Annotated in this window: 24 protein-coding genes; 13 read left to right on the top strand and 11 right to left on the bottom strand. The window is 62.7% G+C overall.

Going from position 1 to position 22729, the window contains the following annotated elements; translation table 11 throughout:
• Positions 1-74: 74 nt before the first annotated feature.
• The 7 genes from YH64_RS00120 to YH64_RS00090 all read right to left on the bottom strand — a co-directional run bounded on the left by YH64_RS00120 (position 75) and on the right by YH64_RS00090 (position 6257).
• On the bottom strand, positions 75-1730 hold the full coding sequence (locus YH64_RS00120; RefSeq protein WP_046802518.1) for an ABC transporter ATP-binding protein: 1656 nt from the start codon (positions 1728-1730) through the stop codon (positions 75-77).
• Complete coding sequence (locus YH64_RS00115) at positions 1727-2563, bottom strand: ABC transporter permease (RefSeq protein WP_046802517.1); 837 nt, start codon at positions 2561-2563, stop codon at positions 1727-1729. The genes YH64_RS00120 and YH64_RS00115 overlap by 4 nt, the downstream gene beginning before the upstream one ends.
• On the bottom strand, positions 2560-3504 hold the full coding sequence (locus YH64_RS00110) for an ABC transporter permease (RefSeq protein ID WP_046802516.1): 945 nt from the start codon (positions 3502-3504) through the stop codon (positions 2560-2562). The genes YH64_RS00115 and YH64_RS00110 overlap by 4 nt, the downstream gene beginning before the upstream one ends.
• Positions 3505-3565: 61 nt before the next feature.
• Positions 3566-4435 carry a hydrolase gene (locus YH64_RS00105; protein WP_046802515.1) on the bottom strand — a complete coding sequence of 290 codons (870 nt, stop codon included), beginning with the start codon at positions 4433-4435 and terminating at the stop codon, positions 3566-3568.
• Positions 4436-4724: 289 nt separating this feature from the next.
• Positions 4725-5642: a DUF808 domain-containing protein gene (locus tag YH64_RS00100; RefSeq protein ID WP_046802514.1), complete on the bottom strand. Its 918-nt coding sequence runs from the start codon at positions 5640-5642 to the stop codon at positions 4725-4727.
• 113 nt (positions 5643-5755) lie between these two features.
• Entirely contained in the window at positions 5756-6013 is a 258-nt protein-coding gene (locus YH64_RS00095) for a hypothetical protein (RefSeq protein WP_046802513.1), read from the bottom strand.
• Between the two features lie 40 nt (positions 6014-6053).
• Positions 6054-6257, bottom strand: a complete 204-nt coding sequence (locus YH64_RS00090) for a cold-shock protein (RefSeq protein WP_006217928.1) — start codon at positions 6255-6257, stop codon at positions 6054-6056.
• Between the two features lie 478 nt (positions 6258-6735).
• Between YH64_RS00090 and YH64_RS00085 the strand changes: the two genes are divergently transcribed.
• Positions 6736-7182: a hypothetical protein gene (locus YH64_RS00085; RefSeq protein WP_046802512.1), complete on the top strand. Its 447-nt coding sequence runs from the start codon at positions 6736-6738 to the stop codon at positions 7180-7182.
• 38 nt (positions 7183-7220) lie between these two features.
• Here the strand turns inward: YH64_RS00085 and YH64_RS00080 are convergent, their stop codons facing one another.
• Positions 7221-7562 carry a hypothetical protein gene (locus tag YH64_RS00080; protein ID WP_046802511.1) on the bottom strand — a complete coding sequence of 114 codons (342 nt, stop codon included), beginning with the start codon at positions 7560-7562 and terminating at the stop codon, positions 7221-7223.
• Positions 7563-7681: 119 nt separating this feature from the next.
• Between YH64_RS00080 and YH64_RS00075 the strand changes: the two genes are divergently transcribed.
• Both YH64_RS00075 and YH64_RS00070 read left to right on the top strand, forming a co-directional pair.
• Positions 7682-7864 carry a type II toxin-antitoxin system HicA family toxin gene (locus YH64_RS00075; RefSeq protein WP_046802847.1) on the top strand — a complete coding sequence of 61 codons (183 nt, stop codon included), beginning with the start codon at positions 7682-7684 and terminating at the stop codon, positions 7862-7864.
• Between the two features lie 59 nt (positions 7865-7923).
• Positions 7924-8316: a type II toxin-antitoxin system HicB family antitoxin gene (locus YH64_RS00070; protein ID WP_046802510.1), complete on the top strand. Its 393-nt coding sequence runs from the start codon at positions 7924-7926 to the stop codon at positions 8314-8316.
• A 72-nt stretch (positions 8317-8388) separates the two neighbouring features.
• Here YH64_RS00070 and YH64_RS00065 read toward each other — a convergent pair whose 3' ends face one another.
• Together YH64_RS00065 and YH64_RS00060 are read right to left on the bottom strand one after the other, a co-directional pair.
• Entirely contained in the window at positions 8389-9129 is a 741-nt protein-coding gene (locus tag YH64_RS00065) for an SDR family oxidoreductase (RefSeq protein ID WP_046802509.1), read from the bottom strand.
• Between the two features lie 36 nt (positions 9130-9165).
• Complete coding sequence (locus YH64_RS00060; RefSeq protein ID WP_255444075.1) at positions 9166-10554, bottom strand: CitMHS family transporter; 1389 nt, start codon at positions 10552-10554, stop codon at positions 9166-9168.
• Positions 10555-10696: 142 nt separating this feature from the next.
• Here YH64_RS00060 and YH64_RS00055 point away from each other — a divergent pair, with 142 nt between their 5' ends.
• From YH64_RS00055 to YH64_RS00025, 7 genes are all read left to right on the top strand, one after another.
• Positions 10697-11401, top strand: a complete 705-nt coding sequence (locus YH64_RS00055; protein ID WP_046802507.1) for a response regulator transcription factor — start codon at positions 10697-10699, stop codon at positions 11399-11401.
• 2 nt (positions 11402-11403) lie between these two features.
• Complete coding sequence (locus YH64_RS00050) at positions 11404-12939, top strand: sensor histidine kinase (protein ID WP_052945916.1); 1536 nt, start codon at positions 11404-11406, stop codon at positions 12937-12939.
• The gene (locus YH64_RS00045) at positions 12932-14029 is read left to right on the top strand and encodes an ABC transporter substrate-binding protein (RefSeq protein ID WP_046802506.1); all 1098 of its coding nucleotides are present in this window, start codon (positions 12932-12934) and stop codon (positions 14027-14029) included. The genes YH64_RS00050 and YH64_RS00045 overlap by 8 nt, the downstream gene beginning before the upstream one ends.
• A gap of 338 nt (positions 14030-14367) precedes the next feature.
• Positions 14368-15453: a LuxR C-terminal-related transcriptional regulator gene (locus tag YH64_RS00040; protein ID WP_046802505.1), complete on the top strand. Its 1086-nt coding sequence runs from the start codon at positions 14368-14370 to the stop codon at positions 15451-15453.
• Positions 15454-15594: 141 nt separating this feature from the next.
• Complete coding sequence (locus YH64_RS00035; protein WP_046802504.1) at positions 15595-15915, top strand: hypothetical protein; 321 nt, start codon at positions 15595-15597, stop codon at positions 15913-15915.
• 175 nt (positions 15916-16090) lie between these two features.
• A complete protein-coding gene (locus tag YH64_RS00030) occupies positions 16091-17161 on the top strand; it encodes a YjgN family protein (RefSeq protein ID WP_082134313.1) in 1071 nt (356 codons plus the stop codon).
• A gap of 52 nt (positions 17162-17213) precedes the next feature.
• A complete protein-coding gene (locus YH64_RS00025; protein WP_052945914.1) occupies positions 17214-18212 on the top strand; it encodes a M48 family metallopeptidase in 999 nt (332 codons plus the stop codon).
• A 3-nt stretch (positions 18213-18215) separates the two neighbouring features.
• On the opposite strand, the gene YH64_RS00020 is transcribed toward YH64_RS00025, so the two are convergent.
• Positions 18216-19271, bottom strand: a complete 1056-nt coding sequence (locus YH64_RS00020) for a hypothetical protein (RefSeq protein WP_046802502.1) — start codon at positions 19269-19271, stop codon at positions 18216-18218.
• 247 nt (positions 19272-19518) lie between these two features.
• Between YH64_RS00020 and hxsB the strand changes: the two genes are divergently transcribed.
• The 3 genes from hxsB to hxsA form a co-directional block, all read left to right on the top strand.
• Positions 19519-20970, top strand: a complete 1452-nt coding sequence (gene hxsB / locus YH64_RS00015; RefSeq protein WP_046802501.1) for a His-Xaa-Ser system radical SAM maturase HxsB — start codon at positions 19519-19521, stop codon at positions 20968-20970.
• On the top strand, positions 20967-22094 hold the full coding sequence (gene hxsC, locus YH64_RS00010; protein ID WP_221935886.1) for a His-Xaa-Ser system radical SAM maturase HxsC: 1128 nt from the start codon (positions 20967-20969) through the stop codon (positions 22092-22094). Before hxsB ends, hxsC begins: the two co-directional genes overlap by 4 nt.
• Positions 22091-22729 (top strand): His-Xaa-Ser repeat protein HxsA (hxsA, locus tag YH64_RS00005; protein WP_143215198.1); only part of this gene is annotated, 639 nt, incomplete at its 3' end. The genes hxsC and hxsA, both read left to right, overlap by 4 nt.

Raw genomic sequence — 22729 nt, 5'->3', positions numbered from 1 at the left:
CCGTCTATCAATTCCAAAGCGCGTATTTTAGGCGTAAGTCCTTGCAGGGAAAGCGGGGAGTTCCCCGCGCGCCATCAGGCGATGGCGCGCATGGGTTCCTGCCCGTCCAGACGCCACCGCAGCCGCACGCCGCCGCTTTCGGTTGATTCCAGGGCGGGAATGGCTTGCAACAGGCTGCGCGTGTAGTCCTCTTGCGGGCGGTCGAAGACCGCGTCGCGCGAGCCTTGCTCCACAATCGCCCCGTTGCGCATGACCACCACGCGATCCGCCACCTGTTCCACCACGCCCAGGTCGTGGCTGATGAACAGACACGAAAACCCGTGGCGTTCCTGCAAATCGGCAAACAGGTCCAGCACCTGCGCACGCACCGTCACGTCCAGCGCCGACACGGGTTCATCGGCAATCACGAACGCCGGCCGGCGCACGATAGCGCGGGCAATGGCCACGCGCTGGCGCTGGCCGCCCGACATTTCGTGCGGAAAGCGCTTGGCGTATTCCGACCCCAGGCCCACTTCGGCCAGCACCTCGTCCACGCGGCGGCGCTTGTCCGCCGCCGACAGGTCGCCCACCATGCGCAGGCCCTCGCCCACCAGCTGGCCGATGGTCATGCGCGGGTCCAGCGACGAATACGGGTCCTGGAACACCATCTGGCAGTTCAGGCGATAGTCGCGCCATGCCGCCGAGCGGCGATCCACCGGCTGGTTGCGAAACAGGATCTGGCCGGACGTAGGCGCAAGCAGCCCGGCAATGGCGCGGCCCAAGGTGGTCTTGCCCGAGCCCGATCCGCCCACCACGGCCACCACTTCGCGCGGCTTGACGTGCAGGTCGATGCCGTCCAGCGCGCGCTTGGCGCCGGTGCGCGAGAACAGGCGCTGATGGCCCGCGTAGTCCACCACCAGGTTCCTGACTTCAACAATGGGCGTTTCCTGCGTCAGCTTGCGGGCCGGCAGGCGGCGCGGCATGGCGTCCAGCAACTTGCGCGTGTAGGGGTGCCGCGGGCGTTCCAGGATGCTCGCGGTCGTGCCGGCTTCCAGCACTTTGCCGTGCTGCATGACAACCATGCGTTCGGTGTAGCGCGCCACCATCGGCAGGTCGTGGCTGATCATCAGCACCGCCGTGTTGTGTTCGCGGGTCAGGTCCACCATCAGTTCCAGCACGTCGCGCTGCACCACGGCGTCCAGCGCGGTGGTGGGCTCGTCGGCAATCAGCAGCGCCGGCTCCAGCAACATTACCGAGGCCAGCATCATGCGCTGGCGCATGCCGCCGGAAAACTCGTGCGGCCAAGCGTCCATCGCCCCTTTGGGGTCGCTGATGCCCACGCGGCGCAGCATTTCAAGAATGCGCTCGCGGCGTTGCGCGGGCGACATCGCGCGGCGATGCAGTTTCAAGCCTTCGTCCAGTTGCCGGCCGATGGGCATGGACGGGTTCAGCGACGTCATGGGTTCCTGGAACACCATGCCGATGCGGGCGCCGCGCAGCTTGCGCAGCACTGCCGCGTCGACCTGGGTGACGTCCACGCCTTCGAACAGGATGGCGCCGCCCGCTACCACCAGCGGCGCGGGCGTCAGGCCCATGATGGCGCGCGCGGCTTGCGTCTTGCCGCTGCCCGACTCGCCCACGATGCCGACCATTTCGCCGGGCGCGACGTCAAACGACACCCCGCTGACGATCTCGCGGCCGCCCTGCCCGACCGTCAGCGTCAGGTTCGATACGGATACCAGTGCGCTCATTGCACGCCCCTCATGCGGGGGTCGAGACGGTCTCGCACCGCGTCGCCCAACAGGTTGATGCCCAGCAGCGCCAGCGCGATGGCCAGGCCGGGAAGAATGGACAGATAGGACGCCTGCGCCATGAACGGGCGCGCGGCGGCCAGCATATTGCCCCAGGTGGGCGCGGGCGGCGGCACCCCCAGGCCCAGGAAGGACAGCGCGCTTTCGGCCAGGATCACCCAGCCGAACATCGACGTGGCCAGCACCGTCAGGGGCGCCACGCAGTTGGGCAGCACGTGTCGGAACATCGTATAGAGCTCGGAATTGCCCAGCACGCGGGACGATTCGATGAACTCTTTTTCACGCAGCGACAACACCGTGCCGCGCACGATGCGCGTTACCGACGGCGTGTACGCCAGGCCCAGCGCCAGGATGATGCCGTACTTGTTCGCGCCCACCACGGCCAGCAGCCCCAGCGCCAGCAACAGGCCGGGAAAGGCCAGCAGCGCATTGTTGAAGGCCATGATGATGCGGTCGGTCCAGCCGCGCACAAAGCCGGTCAACGTGCCGATGGCGGTGCCCACGACGATGGCGAAGGTCACCGTCAACAGGCTGATCCACACACTGCTTGATGCGCCGGCCAACAAGCGTGAGAGCTCGTCGCGGCCGAACTCGTCGGTGCCCAGCAGGAAGTCGCCGCCGGGCGGCTTCAGGCGCGAGAGGAAGTTGATCTTCAGCGGGTCATGCGGCGTCCAGAAAGTGCCCATCAGCGCCGCGACGATCATCGCCCCGACGATCAGGCCACCCAGGAGCGCGTTGGCGGGAATTCGCCTTTTCGGAATTCGCGTTTTCATTCGGCGGTTACTCTCGGGTCGAAGAGGGGATAGCACAGGTCGATCAGCAGGTTCACCACCACGTAGACCACGCCCACGAACAACAAACAGCCCTGGATGACGGGGTAGTCGCGCGCAAAGATGGAGTCGACCAGCAGACGCCCCAGCCCGGGGATGGTGAATACCGTTTCCACCACGGCGATGCCGCCCAGCAGATTGCCCAGCACCAGGCCGATCAGCGTCCAGGTCGGGCCGAACGCGTTGCGAAACGCGTGGCGCATCAGCACGGCGGATTCGGACAGCCCCTTGGCGCGCGCGTGGGTGATGTAGTCCAGCCGCAGCACTTCCAGCGTGCTGGCGCGCGCCATGCGCATCAGCACACCGATCTCGTGCAAAAACAAGGTCAGGATCGGCATGGCCAGGTACAGCAGGCCGGCCTTCCAGTCTTCCCCGATCGACACATAGCCCACCACGGGCAGCCACTGCAATTTCAGGCCGAAGAAGATCAACAGCAGCAGGCCGAGCCAGAACGTCGGGATCGACACCAGCAGCGTGGCCGAGCCCACCAGGAACAGGTCGGGCCATTTGTTCTGCTTCCAGGCGGCGATCATGCCGGCCGGCACCGCGACCAGTGCGGCGAATACCACGGCCACCAGCACCACGCGGCCGCTGATCAGGAAGCGGTCCCACACCAGCGCCAGCACGGGCTGGCCGGTGTTGATGGACGCCCCCAGGTCACCGTGCAGCATGTTGCCGAACCAGATGCCGAACTGGGTCAGCCAGGTCTGGTCCAGGCCCAGCCGCGCCCGCAGGTCCGCCAGCGCGGCCGGCGTTGCCAGGTCGCCCAGCAGTAGTTGGGCGGGGTCGCCCGGGATCAGCCGGATCATCGCGAACACCGCCACCGCCACGATCAGCAGGGTCGGCACAGCCATGACAATTCGGGATAGCGCGAAACGCAGCATGGCCCTCTCCTATTCCTGGACGCGACGGCGCGGGCAGCCAAGGCGCCCGGCTTGCGCGATTTCAGTTTTCTGCATTGCGCCGCTTGCGCAGCGCGCGCGCCAGAAAATCCTGCACGTGGCCGACACACTTCAGGCCGTCGTGCGGCACGTTGTCCACCAGGTCCAACACGGCTTTCACACCGGCCGATTCGAATGAGCGGCGCAGCGATTCCAGCCGTTCGGGGCGCGTCTTGCCGGCGTCATTGGCGCCGGCCATGAAGAACTTGCCCCCTTCGCGGTGCGTGATTTCCCACGTTTCCAGGTCCGCCTTGCCGACAATCATGTGCACCGCCACCTGCTTGAGCGCTTCGATGTCCACACCCTTGCCAAAGCGCGTCTCGGCATCGCGCACGCCCACCCACCAGTCCTGGCTGGGGTCCAGCAGCGTCACCGAGCCCGGTGCGCCAATCGACACGGCCCACAGGCGTTCGGGATGCAGGTAGGCAAAGCGGTTCACGAATTGGCCGCCGCCGGAATAGCCGAACAGGCCGAACTTGTCGAAGCGCATGCCGAACTTCTCGCCCACTTCGGCCACCATGTCCAACAGGATCTGGTCGTAGCGGATGTCGCCTTCACGCAGTTGCTTGAAGCCGTCGCGGTTACCGTCGCCCAGCGGTCCCACCGGAAATAACGGGCACAGCACGATGCAGTCGTTCCAGCGCGCGAACTCCGAGAAGGCGTCGCGGTATTCCACAAAGGCGCGGCCCGTGCCGTGCATGATGACGACGAGTTCCATGGGGTGCTTGGCCGTGTCGATATGCGGCGGCACGTACATGCAATAGGAAAAACGCGGGTCGGTGCGCGCGGCGAACACCGTGCTGTGGCCCAGGTCGTAGATGGCCCGAGCCATGGCGGCGTCGGGAGTCAGAGCGATAGCTGCGTTGGACTGCATGATTTCCTCATCTCCATGGCCGCTATACGCGGGCGCATGGTGGCTGCCAGATCGAAATAATGATCACATAAATTGGCGCCAATTTTAGGAGGATGCGGTTCAAGGCAACAAGGCAGGGGATTCCCTAGGCTTGGGAGATGGCGCGCGGGTTTGCAATCCCGGCGATCGCGCGGGTGGCGACTGGCGACTGGCGACTGGCGACTGGCGACTGGCGGCTGGCGGCTGGCGCGTGGCACGCGGCGGCAGCGCGGGCGCCACGCGCCCGGCACGCTGCCTTCGCCGCGTCAGGTCAGTGCTTTTTGAAGATCCGCTTGACGGCGGTGACCACGCCCAGCACCACGGCGCCGGCCACCACGCCAAACAGTGCGTTCAGCACGGTGGACGTCAGCGCCTGCACCATGGCGCCCCCGCCGACAGCGGCCGCGGCGTGTTCGACGGCCGCGTGCACGGGGGGAATGCCGTGCGTGAGAATGGCGCCGCCCACCATGAACATGGCCGCGGTGCCTACCACCGACAAGGTCTTCATCAGATACGGCGCCGCGCCGACGATGCCGCGCCCCAGCCATGCCACGGCTTGCGCGCGCTTTTGGCTCAGGTGCAGGCCCAGGTCGTCCAGCTTGACGATGCCGGCCACCAGGCCATAGACGCCTATCGTCATGGCGATGGCAATGATCGACAACACGGCCACCTGGCGCGTGAAGTCGGCGCCGGCCACCGCGCCCAGGCTGATCACGATGATTTCCGCCGACAGGATGAAGTCGGTTCGCACCGCGCCCTTGATCTTGCTGCGTTCGAACGCCACCATATCCACCGACTCGTCCTGCAAGGCCTGGGCACGCGCGGCGTGGCTGCCTTCGTCGGACTCGTCATGCGGCAGAAACTTGTGCGCCAGTTTTTCAACGCCCTCAAAGCAGAGAAATGCGCCACCCAGCATCAGCAGCGGCGTGACCAACCACGGCACGAACGCGCTGATCAGCAGCGCCGACGGCACCAGGATCAGCTTGTTGATGAACGATCCCTTGGCCACTGCCCACACCACAGGCAGTTCCCGGTTGACCGGCACGCCGGTTACTTGCTGAGCGTTCAGCGCCAGGTCGTCGCCCAGCACGCCGGCGGTTTTCTTGGCCGCCACCTTGGTCATCACCGACACGTCATCCAGAATGGTGGCGATGTCATCGAACAATGCGAAGAAACTGCTACCGGCCATCAAGCATCCCCTGTGCTTTTTAGGTGTTCAGAGTTTACAGGCGGCCGTACAAATGAAAAGGCCGCCCATTGGGGCGGCCGGTCGGCAAGCGGGCAGCGTCGCACTGCGGGGAATCAAGATGGCCGGGCATGGGCGTCAACGACAAGCCGTCCGTGGTTGATCGCCGCATCCACCGCCATGCCGGGGCTGGATACAAACCCGCCCGATTCAAACAGCGGTACGGCGTGATGTTCGTTGAGCTGGTCGCGGTCAGCGGCCAATTCCACTGCCACGGTAGCCGTAAATGCCGGGCTGCCGGTGCCGCCAACGACGATCCGCGACACGTTCGCGGTAAGCCGATAGCCCTTGTAAACCATATTATTGTGAAACATATAACCCCCTAATTGGAAAAAAGGCCCAATGGGCCTTTATTCACAGAGCGCGGATTTGAGTGGCGTGGGGGCCTTTGGCGCCCTGTGCGGTCACGTAGCTGACGCGCTGGTTTTCAACCAGCACTTTGTGTCCGTCGCTCACGATTTCCGAGAAGTGTGCAAATAAATCCTTGCCGCCGTTCTCGGGCATGATGAAGCCAAATCCTTTTGCGTCGTTAAACCACTTCACGATTCCGGTTTCCATAATCTCATTCCTTTAAATGCGGGCACTGCCCGCGAAGATGAGCCTATCAAGGAAAGGACAGCGAACAATGTAGCGCCACGTGGGCAGCAAGACCGGACGAAAATCACGATGCTCGAAAAGCTTCAATCCCACTATGGGTGCAGCGGTCGGCAAAGTCAATTAGCGTTTCCAATTACTGGATTCATCCCGCGCGCGTTGAATAATGCTCGATTAACGACAAAATGATGCCAACGGTTAGCCGCGTATTAAGCGGCTTTTTCCCCCATGGGCACAGCGGCAAATACGCGTGAACGATAAAGCGCGTATGCTCGCGCCATGGTGCTTTGAACGTGCGTTGCCTCGCCGTATCGCCATACAGGAGTATGGCCTTGCGTCATCATTGCCCGCGCACCGCGCACATTTGCTCGCCTGCGGAATTTTCCGCGTGCAAAATCGCCACCGGCTCAGCTCGCACAATTGTGCGAATCGTGAATCCCGCGTGAGCGCCATCAAAAAGTCGATCGCCCGATTCGCCAACGCCTTCGTCAAGCTGCTTCCGTCCGCGCCGCCGCCCCGGGGCAACCCTCCGCAGCGCGACGGCCAGCGCAATGTGGCTCGCGACCATGCCGCGGTGTCCTCGCCGTGGCGCATCTACCGGATCTATGCACGCCCCGGGCATCTGCTGATGCGCAACGAACAAGGCCGCATTCTTGATCTGGGCGTCATGAAGGGCGAAGAGCCCAACCTGACTTACCGCCTGTTCGCGCGCGACCTGCAAGGCAAGGGTTTCGCCACGCGCACGCTGCTGCTGGACGACATCGCGCGCCGCATCGAAGCCGGCGAAGTCAGCACGGAACTCTTGGACCTGTCCGACTGGGACCAGCCACCGGGCGCCGACCTGGACCGAGGCACCCACACCGACGTGTCGATGAAGTTGGGCCGCTAGGCCGCCAGGCCGGCACGCGCCCTGCCCGGCGCGCCCGCTTATTTCTTCAGCTGCGCTTCCACGCACATATTGATGACGCCGTTGACCAGCTTTTCGATGCGGTCACGCTCGGGACCTTTTTCGTCCGTGACCAGCATGCGGTCATACGCGGTGTAGTCCTTGATCGGCACCGACTTCTGCAAACCGTCCAGCACGCAGCTGCAATACGTTGCCGAACGCGCGTCCACATCCGGCAGCGCCCCGGCGCTTTTCTTGAAGCCTTCCACGCACGAGCTATACGTCACAAGGCGTATGCCTTCGGGGTACTCGTTCTTCTTGCCGCAACCGGCAAGCCCCGCCAATACCACAACCCCCGCCACTGCCCACCCCATACGCCGCATGAACCGCCCCTGTTGAACTATTGAACGGCGTGCATTTTGGCATAGGGCTGTCATTACACCAGGACCTGTTTGTCCCTGTTGGCGACCTTTTCAACTTTCCGATGTGTATGGTACGCATCATGGACAGCCGCGAAACCATCAGACAGCTCCGCCTGGCGGGTTGGGTCTACCGCAACGCGAGAGGCTTGCAACACATTTATGTCCACCCGCCAAAGCCCGGACATATCAGCGTGCCCCATCCGAAAAAGGATTTGGGAATCGGCTTGGTCGCCAAGCTGCTGACGCAGGCAGGACTGAAGTAGACCGCTCGCGGCGCTACGGCTGGCGCCTTTGGTTTCTTCAAGGTTTACCAAGGAAACTCATGAAATACCCCATCGCCATAGAGCCCGGCAGCGACACGCAAGCGTGGGGCGTGGTCGTACCGGATCTGCCTGGCTGCTATTCCGCATCCGACACGGGCATTGACGATGCCATCGAAAATGCCAAAGAAGCGATAGCGCTCTGGATCGAAACAGCGCTGGACACTGGCGCCGCCGTGCCACCGCCAGGAAGCATCGCGGCTCATCAAGCCAATCCGGAATTCACCGGGTGGGTCTGGGCCATAGTCGACATCGACCCCGCCGTGATGGACGACACGATCGAACGCGTCAATATCACGCTGCCGCGCCGCATCCTGGCCAGAATCGATGCGAAGGCGCGCGCCGCCGGCGAAAGCCGATCGGGCTACATCGCGCAGCTGGCCTTGACGCACTAAGCCCGGTCACGCCCGGGCCAGACTTGCAAGCTGGCCCGACCGGGGCTGTCCGGCGCGCGGGCCAACGTCAACTCAACTCATATAAACGCCGCCGTTGATGGCGTAGTTGGCGCCCGTTACGAAGGCGGCCTCGTCCGAGGCCAGCCAGGCGCACAGGCCCGCCAGGTCCTGCGCGGTGCCAAGCCGGCCGACGGGCACGCTTTCGATGATGCGGTCCAGTAGCGCCGGGGGAAATGCCTTGACGGTGTCGTCGGCGATGAAGCCGGGCGACACCAGGTTTACCGTCACGCCGCGCGCCGCCACTTCCTGGGCCAGCGATCGCGTGAAGCCGATCACCGCGCCTTTGGCGGTGGCAGTGTTGATTTGCCCGATCTGGCCTTTTTCCGCGGCGACCGAGCCGATGTTGATGACGCGCCCCCAGCCCCGGTCCGCCATGCTGTCGACCACCTGCTTGGTGCTGTTGAACAGCGTGTCCAGGTTGCTGCGCAAAACGGCTGCCCAGTCGGCATAGCTCATCTGGCGAAAGCGCATGTCCAGCATCGAGCCGGCGTTGTTGACCAGCACGTCGATCTCGCCGACCTCACGCCGCACCTTGGCAAACGCCGTTTCGGTGGATGCCCAGTCCGTGGCGTCGCCCACGGACGCCACGAAGTCATACCCCAGGGACTTCTGCTCTTTCAACCAGCTATCGCGGCGTGATGAACGCGGTCCGCAGCCGGCCACCACGCGGTGTCCGGCGCGATGCAGCGCCTGGCAGATCGCGGTGCCCGTGTGGCCCATTCCGCTGGTGACATAAGCGATACGCAAAGCCATGACCTTCCTTTATCAACGTGCGGCGTGCGCCGCGAATCAGCCGACCGATCCCATCAACGGGAACAGGCCGAACGCCAGGGCGGCAGCCAGCATCACCATGCAGACCAGGGTGGCCCACTTCAACGCATAGCGCTGGTGATCGCCGAATTCCACGCCCGCCAGGCCCACCAGCAGGTAGGTGGACGGCACCAGCGGGCTAAGCAAATGCACCGGCTGGCCAATGAGGGACGCGCGCGCCATTTCCACTGCCGAAATGCCATAGCCCTGCGCGGCTTCGCTCAGGATGGGCAGCACGCCGAAGTAGAAGGCATCGTTCGACATGAAAAACGTGAACGGCAGGCTGACCAGCGCGGTAATGCCCGCCAGATAGGGGCCCATCGCGTCCGGGATCACGGACAGCAGGCTGCGGGACATGGCTTCCACCATGCCCGTGCCGGACAGGATCCCCGTGAAGATCCCCGCCGCGAAAATCAGCGACACCACCGACAGCACATTGCCCGCGTGCTGCGCAACGCGGCGGCGCTGCTCGGCCAGGTTCGGATAGTTGATGATCAGCGCAATCGCAAACGCAATCATGAACAGCACCGGCAGCGGCAGGATGTTCATCACCAGGCTGACCATCAGCGCCAGCGTCAACCCGGCGTTCACCCACAGCAGCTTGGGGCGGCGCAGGTCGTGATCGACTTCGATCTCGGGCAGATTCTTGGGGCCGTCCTCGTCATAGCCGGCATGCAGCGAGGCGCCGTCCGGCAGCGACAGCACGCCCAGGCGGCGCCGTTCTTTCAGACCCAGGAAGAACGCCAGCATCAGCAGCGACACGATGGCCACGCCCATCACCGGCACCAGCGGAATGAAGATATCGCCCGCGTCCACGTGCAACGCGCTGGCGGCGCGCGCCGTCGGCCCGCCCCACGGCGTCAGGTTCATGATGCCGCTGGCCAGCATCGCCAGGCAGGTCATGGACAACGCGTTCATCTTCAGGCGGCGGTACAGGGGCAACATCGACGCCACCACGATCATGTAGGTGGTCGAGCCGTCGCCGTCCAGCGAAATCACCAGCGCCAGCACCGTGGTGCCCACCACGATTTTCAACGGGTCGCCCTTCACGGCGCGCAGGATGCGGCCGACGATGGGGTCGAACAGCCCCGCATCGATCATCACCCCGAAGTACAGGATGGCAAACATCAGCATCACGCCGGTGGGCGCGATCTTGCGGATACCGTCCAGCATCATCTTGTCGATGCCGGCGCCAAAGCCGCCCAGCAACGCAAAAATAATAGGGACGAGGATAAGGGCGACCAACGGCGACAGGCGCTTGGTCATGATCAGCGTCATGAACGTGATCACCATGCCGAAGCCAAGCAGGGTCAGAAGCATGAGGGGGTATCTCCGACTAGTCGTTGTTATGTTTGACGCTGCCTCCAGCAAGGGAAGCAGGAGCCGAAGACTAGGAATAAAAGCTGTCTGGAACCTGTCGTTTTTGGAAATCCGGCGCCCTGTTTCAACCCGACCCCCAACCCCCGCGAAGCCCGAAAATCGGTCGGCTCCGGGCAGCTACAATCGGCCGATGCGCATCCTGGTAATCGAAGACGACGAGGATCTGGCCGACGCCCTTGTCCGCCGGTTGCGCCGTCTTGGCCACGCCGTGGACCTGCAACGCGACGGGCTTAGCGCCGATGGCGTGCTGCAATACGAAACCTTCGATCTCGTCATCCTGGACATCGGCCTGCCGCGCATGTCGGGCTTTGACATCCTGCACCGGCTGCGCGACCGTGGCAGCAAGACGCCGGTATTGGCGTTGACCGCCCGCATCGACATCGAAGACCGGGTTCACGCCCTGGATACCGGCGCCGACGACTACCTGGCCAAGCCGTTTGATTTCCGCGAACTGGAAGCCCGCTGCCGTGCCCTGCTGCGCCGCCCCATTGCGCAGGCCACGGGTGTGCAGCGCTTTGGCGAGCTTGTCATCGACAGCGCCGCGCGCCACGTGTCGCTGGCCGGACAGCGCATCGACCTGCCCAAGCGCGAATACAGCCTGCTGGAGATCCTGTTGGCCGGAATGAACCGCGCCGTCAGCAAAACAGAAATCGCCAACAAGCTGTTCGCCTTCGATGACGATGCGGCGCCCAACGCCATTGAGGTCTACATCGCCCGCCTGCGCCGCAAGCTGGAAGGGTCGCCGCTACGCATCGAAACGCAGCGCGGCACGGGTTACCTGCTGACCTCGACAACGCCGCCGGACAGCCCCTCGCCCAGCTCGCAGCAGGACTGACCGTGCAGCCTGGCCGCATTTCAGTCCGCCGCCGCCTGCTCGCCATGCTGCTGGGCTTGTTTGCCGTCGGCCTGGCCGCACTGTATCTGCTGGTGCGCGGCTACGCCCAGCAAACCGCCGACACCACTTACGATCAACTGCTGCGCGCCTCGGTCCTGTCCATGGCCGACAGCCTGCAACTGGTGCAGGGCGAATGGCAGATGGACATGCCCTATGCCGCCCTGGCCTTGCTGGAGCAGGCCCCGCGCGACCGGGTGTTCTATCGCGTTGCGACCGGCGCCGGGTCCCTGGTTTCCGGTTATGCCGACCTGCCCGCCGCGCCCGAGCGTACCGAGGCGGCCGATACACCGCAGCTGTACACGTCCCGCTACCAGGGTGAGCCCGTGCGCGTCGCGTGGATGGAACGCAAGATCGCCGGCCCGCGCAACGCCGAGGCCGCCGTGATTCAGGTGGCGCAAACGCGCGAAGCGCGCAACGCATTGGCCGACAGCATCTTGTGGCAGGGCACGCTGGCGCTGATCGGGTTCACCGGTGCGGCGCTGGCGCTGGCCTATTGGGGGCTACGGCGTTCCTTGTCGCCCATCCAGCGCATCGAACGGGAACTGGCCGCGCGCAGCGCGTCCGACCTGCATCCCATCGCGGCGCCCGTGCCCGAAGAACTGGACACGCTGGTGCAATCGCTGGACAGCTTCATGGCGCGCCTGTCCGACAACCTGGACACGCTGCGCCTGTTCATCGCCGAAGCCGCACACCAGCTGCGCACGCCGCTTGCCGCGCTACACGCCCAAATGGAAGTGGCACTGGACGAAGAAGACCCAGGCGAGCAACGCCGCAGCCTGCTGGCGGTGCTGCGCAACGCCGAAAAGCTGTCGCGGCTGGTCAACCAGCTGCTTAGCGACGCCAGCGTCATCCACCGCAGCAACGTCAAGCAGTTCCAGCCCGTGGACCTGGCCGAGCTGCTGCGCCAAGCGACTTACGACACCGTGCCGCAAGCCGATCCCATTCCCGATGTGCGCCTGCACCTGCCTGCCGCCGGCGCAAGCCCGGCACCACGCGTCCCGGGCGACAGCCTGATGCTGCGCGAAGCCTTCAAGAACCTGATCGACAACGCGCTGCGCCACGGATCGGTTGGCAAGGGGGATGCCGGCGTAGCGCGGGGCGAGGAGGGGGACGGGAGCATCGACGTATCCAAAGACGGCCGCATCGACAGCCGCATCGAAGGCCACATCGACAGCCGCATAGAAAGCCGCATCGAAGACTCCGCCCACGACCACATCGACATCACGCTGGACCAACATGGCAGCGGCTGGCGCGTCACCGTTGCCGACCACGGGCCGGGCATCCCACCCGCCCTGGCCAACACCGCTTTCGAACGTTTCGCCCGCGGCCCCAACCCCCGCACGCCCGGCGCGGGGCTGGGCCTGTCCATCGTCAAACGCGTCGTCGACATCCATCAGGGCACGCTAAGCCTCAGCAACCGCGTGGGCGGCGGCCTGGAGGCGGTGATCGTCTTGCCGGCGGAGCGTCGCGATGCGTAACGCACGTGCCTGGCACTGGGCAAAAAGCCTGTTTAGCGCGGCCGCCCTGCTGCTGCTCTGCGGGGCTCATGCCGCCACGCAGGCCGCCGAAGTCAGCCGCGACGGCCTTACGCTGGGGCCGGCCGACAGCAGGCAGGTGCTGGTGCTGCACGCGTCAAACAGCGTGCAGGTCTTCAAGGGCGTGCTGGAAGACTTCAGCCAGATGAACCCTGGCATCCGGCTGGAATACACCGAGCTATCCACGCAGCAGCTTTACCAGGACACGGTGGATCGCGCCAAAGAAGACGCCTTGACCAAGCGTGGCCCCGATCTGATCATCAGCAGCGCGATGGATTTGCAGACCAAGCTTGTGAACGACGGCTACGCCCAAGCCCATGTCTCGCCGCACACCCGCGCCCTGCCCGCCTGGGCGAACTGGCGCGACGAGGTGTTCAGCATTGGCACCGATCCCATCGTCATGGTCTACAACACCGACAAGCTGGATGCCGCGCGCGCACCGCACACGCGCCGCGAGCTGCTGTCCCTGTTGCAAGCGCCCGACCGGCCGTTGGCGCAAAGCATATCGACGTACGACGTGCAAGGCAGCGGCATCGGCTATCTGGCCGCCACGCAGGACACGCGGCTGGACAGCATGGCGGGCGCACTGCTGGCCGCGTTCGGCCGCAACGGCGTCACTACGCATCAGTCCACCGAAGACGCGCTGGACAAGCTGGAGCGCGGCGAGGTCACGCTGGCGTACAACCTGTTGGAATCCTATACGCGCCACCGCATCGACCAGGGCGCCAGGCTTGCCATCATCTACCCGCAGGACTACACGCTGATGCTGTCGCGGTCGGCCATCATTCCCAAACAGGCGCCGCGCGGTGACCTGGGTGCGTTGCTGCTGGATTACCTGCTATCGCCGCGTGGGCAGGAGATGCTGGCCAAGCAATCCGGCATGCGGCCCGTCAACGCGTCGGTCATCGCCGAAGCGGGCGTGCGCCCCATGGCGCTGGGCGTCGGGCTGCTGGTGTACCTGGATGCGCTGAAAAAACGCCACTTCCTGGATCTCTGGCGCGCGGCCATCCTCGCGCCCACCGACGCGCGCTGAACGCCTGGTGATGGAACTGACCCGGTGCGCTTGCACCGTTGGCGCGGGCATGCCGTCGCCACGGCCACGCAGGCACATGGAATTTGCCCACTATCGCAAATTCGCGAGCATAATTTCCGTTGGGGCCAACGGCATCCGCCTGCTTTCTCCAACGCCGTCCCCGCACTGATCCGGTTTCCGCCAGCGCATCGCCGCTGCGCGATGGCAAGGCAGCACCGTACCGGCTCCCGTAGCCGCGCCCGTTTTCGCACCTTTAGCCGCACCCGTAGCCGCGCCGCGCAGCCGCCCCCTGGTGGTACGCAGCAACGCCTTTGCGATTCAGCCCCGTTGGAGACACCATGGTCGAGCATCAGCTAGCCTTCACGCGCGCGATGGACGCCGTACAACACCTGGCCGATCCCAATCCCCCCTGGCAAGACATTCTGCGCACCGCGCGCGATCTGGTAGGCGCGGACAGCGGCACATTGATCGTCTTTGACGCGCGCAACCATCTTTCAAACCTGTCCGCGATCGGTTTCTCGGACGCCTGCTTTGCCGACTACCAGGGGCACTACTACCGTCACGACGTGCTGGAGCGCGATTCGCGTCACGCCCCGGCCGGTACCTGGCTGGACACCGCGCGCATGTATAGCCGTTCGCAGCTACAACGCACCGAGTTTTACGCCGACTTCATGCTCAAGCACCGCATGGCGCAAATCCTGTCGCTGATCGTCGAATCCAACGCCGTGCTGCACGCATCGATCGGGTTCCAGCGTTCCACGGTTGACCCCAAGGCCAGCGAACGCTTGCAGTCCGGCAATTTCGGCCAATATTTCCGCACCCTGCAAAGCCAGTTGGGTCAACGGGAAAAAGCGTTGTCCATTGGTTGGAAGTCAGTGGAAAGCGCGTTCTCGGAAGTCAACGAGGCGGTGCTGCTCATCAACCAGGACGGCATGGTGAACAAGATGTCGGCGCTTGCCCGGCAACTGCTGGACGAGGCGCGCGGCTGGCGGGTCCAGGGCGGCAAGCTGCGCCACGCCGATTCCAAATGCCAGCGTCTGTTCGACGCCCACTGCGCCGCGGCGTTTCGCGATGGCCATTCCCGCTCGCTGGCCACCACCACGGGCTGGGGCGAATTTCATTGGATGGACATCAGCGTCGCGCCCGAGTCATTGAGCCTGATCGGCGGCCGCCTGCTGCTGGCCCGCCTGCGCCGCAAAAGCGCGTTCGCCATGCCGGACGTCGACAAGCTGGAATCCGTGTTCGGCATCACCCACGCCGAAGCCGCCGTGCTGGCGGGCCTGGCCGCCGGCCACAGCGTCGAAGAAATCGCCACGCTGCGTCAGTCCTCGGTGCTGACGGTGCGCAAGCAGGTCGCGTCCCTGCTCAACAAGATGGAATGCAGCCGGCAGGCGGAACTCGTCAGGCTGGCTTCACTGCTGTAACGCGCCCCGCCCGCCCGGTAGCCGTCCGGTCGGCCCGAGCAGGCGTAATCAATCTTGGGTATGCGGTGGGCACCCATGCGGCCCTACGATGAGTCCGAAGCCATGAGAGGGAGGGGTCGCTCTCGTTATTAAGGATTCATCATGAAGACGATTCATTTGTTAAGCGCCCTTGCCCCCACCGCCTTGATCGTGGCCACGCTGCTATCCGGCCCCGCCCACGCCCAGCAGGCAGTTGCGCCCACCACCGCCACGCCGGGACCCAATATCGCCCTGACCCGCGACGACGTCATGCGGGACCTGGCCGCGTGGCGCGAATCCGGCGTCGAAAGAAACTGGAATAGCGACAACACGCCGGACATCAACAGCCCGGAATACATCGCCAGCTACAGGAAGTACGTGGACATGGTGCACCCGAGCCATGCCGTGCCGCCCATGCAGTCGCAGAGTACGGGCAAGTGGTAGGGCTCTTGACGGCTCTTGACGGCACGGCCGCCGGTCGCCAGTCGCACGACGCCGGCCCGGTGCCGTCGGCGCGCCGCCATCGATAGTTGAGCAATTTCAGAATCATCAGATGTACCCGGAGATTTTCGTTCGATAGGATCCGAGCCTTATCGGATTCCATCCCCCGGAGAACGCGATGATTCAGCATGGCCCGGTACCTGTCTTCCCAACGGACGGACCTGAGGTTAGTCCTTTGCACGCCCCCCCTGCCCTGCAGCCCATGCCTGTAGAGTTTCAGGGTACGGCTAGAGAGTTCTTTGGCATCTGGATCGTCAACCTCTTGTTAACGGTTGTCACCCTGGGCATCTGGTCTGCCTGGGCAAAAGTCCGCACCAAACGGTGGTTCCTCGGCAATACAAGCATCGACGGCCATGCTTTCGACTACCACGCCAGCCCATTGCAAATATTGCAAGGGCGCATCATTGCGTTCATCGTAATCGGCGTCATGAGCGCAATCAGCTACTTCGCCCCAAGTCTCTTCCCGGTACTTTGGCTGATCTGGATGATGGCAATGCCCGCCGCCATCAATGCCGGCCTGCGCTTTAACGCGCACATGACCTCATGGCGCAACGTCAGATTTGAATTCCAGGGCAGCTACGGCCGCGCGCTAGTGCTGTTCATGTTGATGCCCATCCTCGTCATGCTGTCTTTGGGGCTGCTGGCGCCGTTCTATTCGAAGATGCTGGGCAAGTATCTTTTTGAAGGCTATCGCTTTGGTGGCGCGCGGTTCACCACGCAACCCAAGGTATCCACGATGTACGGCGGCCTGATCCGTAGCGCGGTGCTGTTCTTCGTCGCCCTGATGCCTGGGCTGCTGGCAATCGTTCTTTGGGGGCCTGAGGGCCTTCCACTGGCTGCGATGGACATTTATGTTGCGCTGTTTATTACGTCGGTCCATTACGGCGTTTACGTGCGCAACGAGTTGCTTACGCAAACCACCATCGATGGCGGACACCGGCTACAGAGTCAGGTAGACCCGGCCGTCTATACCTGGATCGTCGCTTCCGGACTCGTCGCCACCGCCGCGTCGCTGACGCTGGCCTATCCCTGGGCGCGCGTGCGCCAACATCGTTATCTGATGAAATGCACCACCCTGCATGCCGCATCCGGCCTTGAAAATTTCGTTTCCGAGCAACGTGCTTCGCCAGACAGTTTCGGCGGAGAACTCAGCGAATTTGAAGGCTTCGGCAGCGTTGCATCGCTCTAAGCCATTCCGTTTGCATGGGCGGCTTTTTGCGGCAGGCGCATCCGCCTGCCGCATGGCTACGTTATCGGTACCCGAGCATGGGCCGGTCTGCCTGGACGACGGCGAAACGCGCCGTGATCTGCCCAAGAGTGCGCTAAGTTGGTCAAGCCGAATCGGCTCGACGTCGCGTCGCGCCACGCTACCCGACGGGTCCGTCTTCGAAACCAGCGACAACGATCAGGTCGACCGTCTGGTGCGCAGCCGTGGCGGTGCTTTTGTCATTCCGCTGTCCCGACTGGAACGCTTGCGCCCTGCACTGCTATCGCTCGTCGTGGTTGCCACGTTTGCTTTCTTCATCAGCCTGCGCTGGACGCTGCCGTGGCTTGGCGACACCGCCGCCGCGTTTCTGCCTCAGGCGGTCGAAGCGCATATCGGCGTGAACACCCTGAAAACCTTGGACCGCATAGCCTTCCACCCTTCTGAACTGCCGGCCCCGACACGGCAGGCAGTTCTTGCCGTGTTCGACAAGTTGAAGACGCATGCCAACGCGCCGGAAAACCTTAGCTTGGCGTTTCGACGCGGCGGTTCGCTGGTGGGCGCCAACGCCCTCGCCCTGCCGGGCGGCCATGTGATTATCACGGACGAACTCGTCGCGCTCGCGGAGTCGCCCGAGGCGCTGGCGGGCGTCTTGGCCCACGAGATCGGCCACGTCGAACATCGGCATGGCGTCCGGCAATTAGGTCGCGTCATGGGCCTATCAGCCGTCGTCCTGTTAATGACGGGCGACGCCAGCAGCATGGCGAACGATGTCGGCGTGTTCGGCGCGGGCTTGCTTGAACTTTCGTTCTCGCGCGGCTTCGAACGGGAAGCTGACACGCGCGGCGTCGTGCTGATGCGGCAGGCCGGCAAAGACCCGGAATCATTGGCCGTTCTTCTGGAACGCCTGCAGGGTCTTACCGAGGCTGGCGACATGATTCCCGCATGGCTTTCATCGCACCCGTCAACCCCAGAGCGTGTCCGACGCATCCGGCAGCAGGCCGCGGAGCAAAACGTCGACCCAAGGCCGCGATGACGCTCAAGCCAGGTAAGACGCGACTTCTTCCGTCGTCAAATACCGCTTGAACGTCATCGACGGCGCTTGCGCGTCGTGAATGGCGCCGTTGAAGCCGGACCAGTTTCGCTTTGTGCCTTCGTCCGTTTCCAGTGCGATCAGCACGGGCCTGCCGTGCCGGGCCATGTTGTGACGCAAGGCCGCTTCGCCCCAGGCCCACAGCATGGGCTGAGTCAGTTCGCCGTTGGTGTAGGCGCCGGCTTGCAGCCATTGAAAATCCGCCGAGTCCCGGTCCATGTCTGGCTGACGAGCAGGAATGTCGCGTTTGACTTGCAGGGCTTGTGCATGCTCGCCAATCAGGATTTGCAGCAAGGTGAACGCGTGAAAGCTATTGTTGACGCCATGCGCTCGCGCCACGAATCCGGTTTTTGACGTGGGCAAGACCACCACAAGCTCGTCGACATAACTGATTTGCGACGCCAGCCACAAAAAGTGCAGCTCTTCAAACGGAAAACTGTCGTTGGTCGTGGCCATGGGATGCAGCAGCGCCATCAGGCTGGTGTCCGCGATAAATGCTTCATGGTTGCGCTGACTGCGCATCAGCATCGCCATCATCGGCAGGACAAGCACGTCAACGGCCTGCTGCAAGGATTCCACTTCCCAACGCGTGTCCAACGGCACGGCGGCCAGCTCCGCCTGCGCGTCAACCCACGCCTTGCGGTCGGCCTGGTCCACCTCTTCGTCGTCCTCGTCCACTTCCTGCGCGCAATAGGGCCGCAGCGTGCGCAACCACTGGCGAAGCAGCGCATGCAGGCTGTCGAACAGAATGGCCGGATCGGCGCCATCCTCAACCATGGATCCGCATAGCAGGGCCAGGGCCGACGCCCGGTTCGGGTGCAGGTCGGGGAGAAGCGTGGCGCACGCCAACAGGTTCGCTGACGTGTAAGCCGGGTCCTGGCTCTGCGCATAGAAGGCGCGGACTTCGGAGTGGTCGAAGAACTGCTCCAGGGTGTCCAGGTCGTCGGCGGATTGGACGGGCACGGAAAGGACGCTGGCGAGATCGGCGAAAGGGGTCGGCATTGAAGGATGGCCGTTCAGAATTTGGGAAAGGAATTCGATTCCAAGCATAGCTTTAACGCGCAGCTTACTCGGCAGTTTAACGAGACGCATACCTGTCGATTCAAATTCCGCCCTGCAGCGCATGGGCGGCGGAATATGCCCACGGCTACGCCCAGGTAGCACACGTTATTTTTTGGAATAGAATTGTTTAATAATGTTTCCAGACATCCGAACATCCCCGTTTCGGAAGCCGCAATAGGAGAGGCGCGTGAATGCGTACGCCGTGGAAAGGTTGCCTTTCCAGATCAGGCAGATCGAAGACGATTGGCTTGCTGTGAGCAGTGCGGGGGATCATCTTTTCCTCAGCGCAGAACATGCCCGACTGCTCTCGGAGGGGCGCGTATCAGAGCTGCCCTTGCTACTCCAGGCCGATCTAAAGGCTGGTCACTTCATCGCGAACCGCGACCGGCCGGGCACTCGCAGACTATTGGCTTCTCGTCGTGCCGCGCGACGCGAAACTGTATCGGCTGGCCCTAGTCTTCACATATTTGTGCCAACTCTGCAATGCGCTCATTCCTGCCAATATTGCCAAGTTAGCCGCTCGCTGTCAGATACCAAGCACACCATCAGTCAGGACGCGCTCATAACGGCATGCGACGGCATCTTTGAGAGTCAGGCGAAGGCCCTGACTGTTGAATTCCAGGGCGGCGACCCCCTTCTCCGCTTCGATCTAGTTAAATTGGCAATCTTGCGCATCCAAGAGCGCAATCGCACTGCGGGCCGACAGATAAGGTTCGTAATCGCATCGACGCTTCACCAACTCGACGCCGAGATGTGCGATTTCCTGCAAAAACACGACGTGTTTCTATCCACCAGTATTGACGGCCCCGCTTCCTTACATAACAGAAATCGCCCGATACCAGGAAAGAACTCCTATGAACGCACGGTCGCGGGGATCGAGCTGGCTCGAAATAGGCTTGGCCCGCATGCGGTCTCAGCCTTGATGACAACGACAAAGGCGTCGCTGGCACACCCGGAAGCCATTGTTGACGAGTATGTCCGCCTTGGATTTAGCGAGATATTTATTCGACCTCTCAGTAGCTATGGCTTCGCAAAACGCAACCAACTTCTGCTCGGTTATCGGCCAGGCCAGTTCTATGAATTTTACGAAAGAGCGCTAAGTCGCGTACTGCACTGGAACCAGCAAGGCGTGGAACTGCGAGAGGTATATGCATCCATCATTTTGAACAAAATTCTCTCGCCGTTTGACGCGGGGTACGTGGATCTTCAGAGCCCCACCGGGGCTGGGCAAAGCGTACTCGTCTACAACTATGACGGCTACGTCTACCCTAGCGATGAAGCACGCATGCTGGCGGAGAGTGGCGATGCGTCATTGCGACTAGGGAAAATTGGCGCAAGCTTTCTCGCCCTGCAACGTTCTGCCGTACAACAACGCTTGATCGCGGCCAGCATGGTGGATGACATCGAAGACTGCCGTAACTGCGCATATCAAGCTTTCTGTGCACCCAACCCTGTGGATGCGCAGGCGCAGTTTTCCCGCATGGATGTTCCTGCCGTCGATACCGAACACTGCCAGCGTCATCAGTGGCTGTTCGACTATTTTTTTTCCGCACTGAAAGACGGGGAACCGGACCGTATAGACCTTTTTCACTCCTGGGCTCGGCCCGCTGCCTCAGAGGAGTTGCAATGCGCAGGATGAAAGCGACCTTCGGCAGTGCCGTGGCGGACGCGCAGGTCTGGCGCGTAATTGACCTCGACATCCTCCCGACGCAATGGCAGCCGGATCTATGGTTTTTAGTCCCAGTGACTACCTCCGCGCAACGCCAATTAGTCGAAAACTTCCGCTCGGGAGGTTTAACCAATGTGGAGTGGATCGACGCCAGCGGCCTTGAGGCGAACGACGTAGTCGCAGTCAATACCAAGCGTTGCGAGGTTGAGGTGCTCTATCGTCAGTCAGATACTCACCACAGCCTACAGCTGACCAACCGCTGCAACAGCAACTGTTTAATGTGCTCGCAACCGCCGACGCCCCAGGACGATGCGTGGATGGCCGCCGAAGCGTTGGAGGCGATTCGTCACCTACCGTTTTCTCCAAGCGTTCTAGGCTTAAGCGGCGGGGAACCGCTATTGCTCGGTGCACATCTACGGACGGTGCTGGACGCCATCGCGCGTACTCATCCGCAGACCCGCGTCGAATTGCTGACAAACGGACGACTACTTGCCCACACGGCTTTAGCCAATGTGCTTCTGGAGAATTTAAATACCTCCGTGACGTGGCTTGTACCGCTGTACGGACACGCGGATTTCCTACACGACTTTGTCGTTCAGGCACCGGGGGCTTTTGAAGAAACCATTGCTGGGTTGCTAAACCTTCAGTCCAATCGCCAACCGATCCAGCTGCGAATAGTGTTGATTCGCCCTGTATTGGAGATATTGCCAGCGTTGTGCAGCTTTATCGGGCGAAACCTACCCTTCGTCAAAGAGGTTGCATTAATGGCGTGCGAACCGATCGGTTTCGCGCTCGCAAATCGCGAATTTTGCGAAGTGGACCTGCTGGACTGGCAAGGGATTCTAGAGCAGGCCGCCCGCCTACTGTCTCGCCATTCGGTGCCATTTCTTTTTATGAACACTCCCCTCTGCTCGTTGCCTACGGCCTTGCACGGATTTGCACATCGAAGCATTTCGGACTGGAAGAACGTCTACACGCCCGCCTGCGATCCGTGCGAGGTGAAATCAAGTTGCTCCGGGTTCTTCAAATGGCACGAGAGTGGTTGGAAACCCGCTAGAGCAGTTCACGCAATTAAAGAGGAATATGCAGCATGAGTCGCTTCATCAAAAGTCTTAGCATGTTCGTCGCCGGGCTCACTGCATTCTCCGGAAAGCCTGCCAGCGCCACGCCACCAGCGGAAAGGCTCGCTCTGGATGCGCTTAATGAACCGCAGGCAGTACCGTTGCGACCGCTCAACTATGGCTACGAAAACCTATTTGCGGGGCATAGATCCCATTCAAGCCACCGCTCGCACTCCAGTCACCGTTCGCACTATTCAGGATCCAGCGGAAGGGGATCGACCTACTCCGCGCCGGCAAGCACGCCTGCATCACCATCCCCGCTGCACAGCCCGTCGGGTTCATCGGGGGCTAAGAGTTCGGCGCCCGGCAGTGCAGGGAGTTCTTTGGATACGCCTTTATCCGGGGCGAAAGTGGCGCCTACCGGGTCCAATGCGAAAAACGGGAATTCGAAGACCGATAACGTGGATCTAAGCCGCGAAGAGAAGCTGAAGCTGCAAGTCATGAGGGTGCAAATGAAACTGACCTCGCTCCAGCTATATAGCGGCCCCATCAATGGCGTAATGGGGCCGGCTACCGCGACAGCAATCAAGCATTTTCAAACTCTTAAGTCGCTTCCTCCTAGCGGCCTGATGTCCACTGAAACGATGAACGCCTTAGGAATAACGGTT

Origin of the sequence: Achromobacter sp. LC458, from assembly GCF_001005835.2 — a bacterium.
Taxonomy (GTDB): Bacteria; Pseudomonadota; Gammaproteobacteria; order Burkholderiales; family Burkholderiaceae_B; genus Achromobacter; species Achromobacter spanius_B.
This window is presented reverse-complemented; position numbering and strand designations above follow the sequence as displayed.